Source organism: Bacillus sanguinis, from assembly GCF_018332475.1.
Classification (GTDB): domain Bacteria; phylum Bacillota; class Bacilli; order Bacillales; family Bacillaceae_G; genus Bacillus_A; species Bacillus_A sanguinis.
Genome location: NZ_BOQB01000407.1, coordinates 1 through 6,000 on the forward strand (window position 1 = coordinate 1; position 6,000 = coordinate 6,000).

The window sequence follows — 6,000 nt, forward strand, 5'->3', positions numbered from 1 at the left end:
CCAAATACATTTGATTATATTTACGCTGGTGCTGTCGGTTTACAAATAGATTTAGCGGAGGCGCGTTTAACTGCTACAAAATCAGTAATAGTAAGTTAAAAATTGAAAACTTTAATAAAATTTTTTATCCTAATAGGAGTGAATTCTATTGGCTTTTGTTCAAGCTTACGGTAAAAATGATAACTTATTTATGATGCATACAGGCAATACGATGGGAATGCGAGGTACTGCTAATACAAACTTTGCTTATAATGCACTTATTACATTAAATACTGACACCACTTTCGGAGGGGTGCCTTCATCGACGGATCCAAATACATTTGGAGGTACGACGAATGATTGGACATTAGATGGCTCATGGGCTGAATTAAATCCATCAACTACTATTGTTCCAGCAACGGCAGTTGTAGATTTTGCATTACTTGTTTGGTCAGGTGGATTGGATGCAGCTGTTACAACTGCTATTGTTGATGCGAATCCTCCCAATTTAGTTACGCCTGATGGAACGAGTACACAAGTGACAATTAATTCAGCGTGGTCATCACAAGGAACGAATTTACCTTTTATAGCCAATGTATATAATCGAGCGGCAGACGTTACATCTTTACTACAAGGGTTACCTAATCGAGCAGCAGGAAGATATAGTGTAACAAGATTACCTACGCGTCAGCCAGTTGGTTATGGTGCAGGATGGTCGTTGATTGTTGTATATCGTGATTCTTCATATCCGATGAGAAATGTGAGTTTATTTCCAGGTTTTTTATTATCAGGTACACCACAAACCCTTTCTGGATTTTTCACACCAGCTACAGGGACAGTGACAGCAAGAGCTTTTGTAATGGCGGTGAATGGTGATCCCAATTTTATAGGTGATAACTTTCAATTAAATTCTGTAACGTTAACGGGGCCGGATAATCCGTCAGGGAACTTTTTTAGAGGGCAAGTAAATGATATTAATGGAAATTTAAATACAATTGGTAGTTTTGCAGATCGGAATTTTTCTGGAACGACTACAACTGCAAATGCAAGAGCTGAATTTGATATTACAAATGTAAATGCTACAGGTTCTATTGCACCAAATACGACATCTACACAAGTAAATATTACAGGTACTGGGGATACAATTTATACAAGTGCGGTTGGATTACAAATAGACTTGGCGGAGGCTAAATTAACAGCAGTAAAATCAGTAACTGTAAGTTAAAAAAGATTGCTATAAGCTAGCAATCTTTTTTATGAGGTGGATTTTGTTAGTAAGGATTGATAATGAGAATAATCAATCTTTTTTTCTTGTAGTTTTTTTACTAAAAATTTATGATCACGCTTCGGTGTAGCAATAATATACCCTTTAATAATTAAATCTTGTGTAATTTGAGAGGCTTTTTCTTGTAATGCCAGTTCTCCGATTTTACCAGCAATTTTTGATTTAGCAACATCGCGAAATAGTTCTGGAACAGGACTGACGAGCTCTTCTAACAATTGTTTTTGTTCGTCATCCCATAAATGCCTCGTTTTATTAATATAGTGCTCTTCCCAATCTAAAATAGACATACCATCTTCTTTCGGTAGTCGTTTTAGGAATTTTCTGAACATAAAGTATCCACCGATAGACATAAGTCCTAATAAAATAACAGTCCATAGCACAATAAACCAACTGAACCATCCTTCGAGCAAGCGTATCCCCCCTTAATGATTACGGTTTTCTTTTATTCATATTATAAACAGTGAGATTCATAGAAAGCAAGAACGCTTGGTCATTTTGACCAAGCGTTATCATTTAAACGAAGTATAGTTGTTCAACACATAAATTATTATTATCTTCTTCAATATACTCAATAATAAGTGTGCCAACTTTACGATCTTTATCTTCAGTTGTGAAAATAGAGTAAGAAGTAAAACGTGCTGTTGATAGGCCGCTTATATGTGTAGGTAAAGCAATGTAGTCGTTATCGCGGAAGAATTCCATCAGTTCAATATCCTCAAATTCTTTTCGGTCAACTTGTTTGTTTGTATAGCGGCGTTGAAGTTGTTTTAAAGACTCATTCCAAGAAATTGCTTTTGTGTCGTATACCATTGTCTTATCTCCTTACTGTATGTAATCATTAAGAACATACGTTCTAATCTAGTATACTCTTTTTATTAGAAAAGGGAAAGCAAAAAATAATGTAAGCTTGGGTTTCCAAGCTTACAATATTGATGCGTCCGTCATAATCTCTATTTTTTTATTATAAGTTACATAAGAATAAGAAACAAGATGATATATATTTCGTTGATAGTTTTCAAAATTCTGTATATTATAAATGTACTAAAGTGCAAGGGAATGAAAGGTATGGCGTATATAATTTCACTCCAAGGACCGATGGCAAGCGGGAAAACGACATTGGCTAAAAGGCTAGAGCAACGCGGACTTTCAGTTGTATATGAAAATCCTTATCCAATTGTAGAAAAGAGAAAACAATTAAAGTTGGATATGACGTCAAAAGAAGGGTTTATTCTAAATCAAAAAATGTTTATGGAAGCAAAAATAAAGGAGTTTCAAAATGTGAAAGGTTCAGTTGTAATTTTTGATCGTGGACCAGAAGACATTGAGTTTTATACACTTTTTTATCCAGCGATTATAGGAGAAGAGTGGGATATAGAAAATGAATTGAAAGATGAATTATATCGATTAAGAGAATGTCGTTCAGATGCTATTTTTTATTTAGATGTGACGAAAAAGAATGTATATAATAGAAAAAATAATGATAGGACAAGAAAACGAAGTACATTTGAGGAGCAATTTAAATTAGTAGAAGCTGAAAAAGAATGGTATAAACAATTTCTTGTAACTTATGTGGACACGAATACATTAACAGTGGATGAGTTAGAATCATATTTTATGGGCTGGTTAAAGGAGAAAGGACTATGAAAAAAATAATATTATTCGTATATCCAACATTTGCGGAGTTTGAAATAACGGTAGCTACAGCATTGCTGAAAAATAAATTTGAAATCATTACAGCGGGTTTAACAAAAGAAATGATTATAAGTGAAACAGGTTTGCAAGTACAACCACATATAGAATTAAGAGAAGTGCGTGTAGAAGAATATGAGGGGATTATTATTCCAGGCGGAGATGAGATACATATGAAGGATGCAGAAGTACTCTTTTCGGTCATTCGTCAATTTCACGAACAAGAAAAATTAGTAGCTGCTATTTGTGCTGGACCCTATGCGCTAGCAAAAGCAGGCTTATTCAAAGTAATCTCGTATACAGTGACTATAGATTATAAAAAATTAGATTGTTTTCCAGTAGAAAATTTTGTGTATGAAGAAGTTGTGAAACATTCAAATATTATTACAGCACAGGGGCATGCATTTGTACCCTTTGGAATAGCGATTGCCTCTTATTTTGGAGTAGCGAATGAACATAATACAAATTTTTATGGTGGTAAGGGTAATGTAATGATGGAGAATTTGTTATGAGAAAACGTGAAAAAGCTAGCGAATGCTAGCTTTTTCTTTTTGACATCGATAAATTGCTAATGTTTTTGGATCACGCCATATACCGTTATGAAGTGACAATTCATTTTCTACTTCTTTTTTTAGCCATTCCTTCATTTCGGCGTGAAGATATGTATTATCAGGTATATTTAGCGATGGAAACATGCTAGAAATATAGTTTACAATCGGAGTAGCATGATGAAAAATGAGAGCATTATGAATAACTGCTTCTTCAACAGTTGGAAAAATAGACTGTAATATTTCTTTACCATTTTCTAAACAAAATGGAGTGACTGATGATGTTGTTTTCGGTAGATCAAATGCGTCTAACATGCGGTTGCACATTTCAACGATACGAGGTAATGTAGCGTCAGAATTTGTTGTAGCTAAAAGTGAGCCACCAGGACGAATTACTTTATGGAATCCTTGAATTGTTTTTTCGACATCTTTCATGTGATATAACATATGTCTTGCGACGATCCAGTCGTAGCAATTAGCTTCGAAAGGAAGTTTACCAGCGTCACCTAGTCTCCATTCAATTATGCTATTCTTTATTGCAGCTTCAGAAAGCATCGTTTTCGATTGATCAAAACCGGTTAGTTGGCCTTTATGCCCTTTAGTGTGTAAAAGGGAAAGAAAATTTCCATTAGCACACCCAACCTCTAATATTTTTCTTCTCCTTGAAGTTGTAAATGTTCCATGACGAGTTCATCTAAATTCACTTGTTTTTCTTCGTAATGTTTATGCGTATCAATACGTATTTGTAAATGGTTGCTTACATTGTATTGGCGTTTTACATCATTCATTTTTTCGCATTCCACCTTCGTGCAAAATTGCTGAATCGCATGTGTTAATACGTCGGTTTTCTTTAAACCTTCATATTGAAGTGCAGATTCAAACCTTTCAAGTAATTTTTCTTCAATTCGAAAATGAATGTCTTTTCGCTTTGTCATTGAAATATCGCCCCCTTGCATCTGTTAGTGAGACTATAGCACGCCTGAAAAAATTGTGTAAATCATTTGTGTACACAAATGAAGAAGATGAAAAAATGTTTGAATGTGAGTTTAAACTATTGACGACTTAACCGTTTTCATATATTCTTAAATTAAGAAATATTCAAATAATTAAAAAGAAATGAGAGAGTCACATGCTTCTTCAAGGAACACATCGAATTGGTCGTATGGCCATGCTGTTGGCACTTGCGGATGAGAATGAAAGCCCTGTATTATCTATCCCAAAAGGTTGGAAGTATTGTACGGGGAAAGTGGGTTCGATGAATTCGCAAAAGGTTGTCGCAGCAATGGAAACAGCGGCTAAGAGCAACCAAGTTATTGAAACAGACGTTTACAGAGAAACACATGCACTTTATCATGCAATAATGGAAGCTTTGTACGGAGTGACGAGAGGTCAAATTCAGTTAGCAGACGTTCTTCGTACAGTAGGACTTCGCTTTGCGATTGTGCGCGGTACACCATACGACGGAAAAAAAGAAGGCGAATGGGTTGCTGTTGCATTATATGGAACGATTGGTGCACCTGTAAAAGGATCTGAGCATGAGGCGATTGGTTTAGGAATTAATCACATATGATTTGCCCATAGTCTATTAGTTAGAAGGGGGCCTTACTTTTTTAGGACAGAAGTCTGTCTTAAAAAGATAAGGTCCCCTTTTGCCTTTTTAAGGAGGAAAAAAGAATGATTACGTTAACAGGACACACATTGACAATTGAAGAAATGAAGAGGCTGTTACTTGAAGGGGAAGGTGTAACAGCTTGTCCAACTAGTATGCAAGAGGTGGCAGAGTGCCGCGAAGTAGTTGAGAAAATTGTAGAGGACGGAAAGGTCGTTTACGGTATTACAACTGGATTTGGAAAGTTCAGTGACGTGCTTATTCAAAAAGATGATGTAAAGGCACTTCAACACAATTTAATTCAATCACATGCATGCGGGATAGGCGATCCATTTCCTGAAGAAGTATCACGTGGTATGTTGATTTTACGAGCGAACACGATGCTTAAAGGGGTATCTGGCGTTAGACCGCTTGTTGTAAATATGCTTCTTGAGTTTGTAAATCGCAAAATTCACCCGGTCGTTCCGCAACAAGGTTCACTTGGTGCGAGTGGAGATTTAGCACCTTTATCCCATCTTGCACTTGTATTATTAGGCGAAGGTGAAGTGTTCTATAAGGGGAAACGCGTTCATGCGATGGTCGCCCTTACTGAAGAGGGCCTTGAGCCAATTGAACTTGAAGCGAAAGAAGGGCTTGCATTAATTAATGGTACGCAGGCGATGACAGCACAAGGAGTTCTTTCTTATATAGAAGCAGAAGCAACTGCTTACCAAGCTGAATTAATTGCTTCAATGACAATTGAAGGGTTACAAGGCATTATTGATGCATTTGATGAAAATGTTCATAAAGCACGTGGTTATAAAGAGCAAGTGGAAGTAGCGAGCAGAATTCGTGACATCCTCCATGATAGTAAATTAACAACAAAACAAGGAGAACTACGGGGACAGGAT

The 6,000-nt window shown here is 36.1% G+C and carries 7 protein-coding genes and 1 pseudogene; 5 read left to right on the top strand and 3 right to left on the bottom strand.

Annotation, left to right across the window (positions count from 1 at the left end; translation table 11 throughout):
- Positions 1-148 precede the first annotated feature (148 nt).
- Positions 149-1,204 carry a hypothetical protein gene (locus tag KI369_RS26855; RefSeq protein ID WP_212958585.1) on the top strand — a complete coding sequence of 352 codons (1,056 nt, stop codon included), beginning with the start codon at positions 149-151 and terminating at the stop codon, positions 1,202-1,204.
- Positions 1,205-1,233: 29 nt separating this feature from the next.
- Here the strand turns inward: KI369_RS26855 and KI369_RS26860 are convergent, their stop codons facing one another.
- Both KI369_RS26860 and KI369_RS26865 read right to left on the bottom strand, forming a co-directional pair.
- A complete protein-coding gene (locus tag KI369_RS26860) occupies positions 1,234-1,674 on the bottom strand; it encodes a DUF2621 domain-containing protein (protein ID WP_000889384.1) in 441 nt (146 codons plus the stop codon).
- A gap of 103 nt (positions 1,675-1,777) precedes the next feature.
- The gene (locus KI369_RS26865; RefSeq protein WP_212958587.1) at positions 1,778-2,074 is read right to left on the bottom strand and encodes a hypothetical protein; all 297 of its coding nucleotides are present in this window, start codon (positions 2,072-2,074) and stop codon (positions 1,778-1,780) included.
- 246 nt (positions 2,075-2,320) lie between these two features.
- On the opposite strand from KI369_RS26865, the gene KI369_RS26870 reads away from it, so the two are divergent.
- Positions 2,321-2,908 (top strand): AAA family ATPase, encoded by a 588-nt coding sequence (locus tag KI369_RS26870; RefSeq protein WP_212958589.1) that lies wholly within the window; start codon positions 2,321-2,323, stop codon positions 2,906-2,908.
- Positions 2,905-3,465, top strand: coding sequence for a DJ-1/PfpI family protein (locus KI369_RS26875; protein WP_212958591.1), 561 nt, complete (start codon positions 2,905-2,907; stop codon positions 3,463-3,465). Before KI369_RS26870 ends, KI369_RS26875 begins: the two co-directional genes overlap by 4 nt.
- Before the next feature lie 15 nt (positions 3,466-3,480).
- Here the strand turns inward: KI369_RS26875 and KI369_RS26880 are convergent.
- A pseudogene (locus KI369_RS26880) lies at positions 3,481-4,436 on the bottom strand (class I SAM-dependent methyltransferase).
- Between the two features lie 194 nt (positions 4,437-4,630).
- Here KI369_RS26880 and hutP point away from each other — a divergent pair.
- Complete coding sequence (gene hutP, locus KI369_RS26885) at positions 4,631-5,071, top strand: histidine utilization transcription antiterminator HutP (protein WP_000926516.1); 441 nt, start codon at positions 4,631-4,633, stop codon at positions 5,069-5,071.
- 104 nt (positions 5,072-5,175) lie between these two features.
- Positions 5,176-6,000: aromatic amino acid lyase (locus tag KI369_RS26890; protein WP_212958593.1), on the top strand; the 825-nt coding region annotated here is incomplete at its 3' end.

Bases quoted from the DNA above. Each gene is read 5' to 3' on its own strand.
- hutP (WP_000926516.1), top strand. From the start codon at position 4,631: ATGCTTCTTCAAGGAACACATCGAATTGGTCGTATGGCCATGCTGTTG.
- KI369_RS26875 (WP_212958591.1), top strand. From the start codon at position 2,905: ATGAAAAAAATAATATTATTCGTATATCCAACATTTGCGGAGTTTGAA.
- KI369_RS26865 (WP_212958587.1), bottom strand. From the start codon at position 2,074: ATGGTATACGACACAAAAGCAATTTCTTGGAATGAGTCTTTAAAACAA.
- KI369_RS26870 (WP_212958589.1), top strand. From the start codon at position 2,321: ATGAAAGGTATGGCGTATATAATTTCACTCCAAGGACCGATGGCAAGC.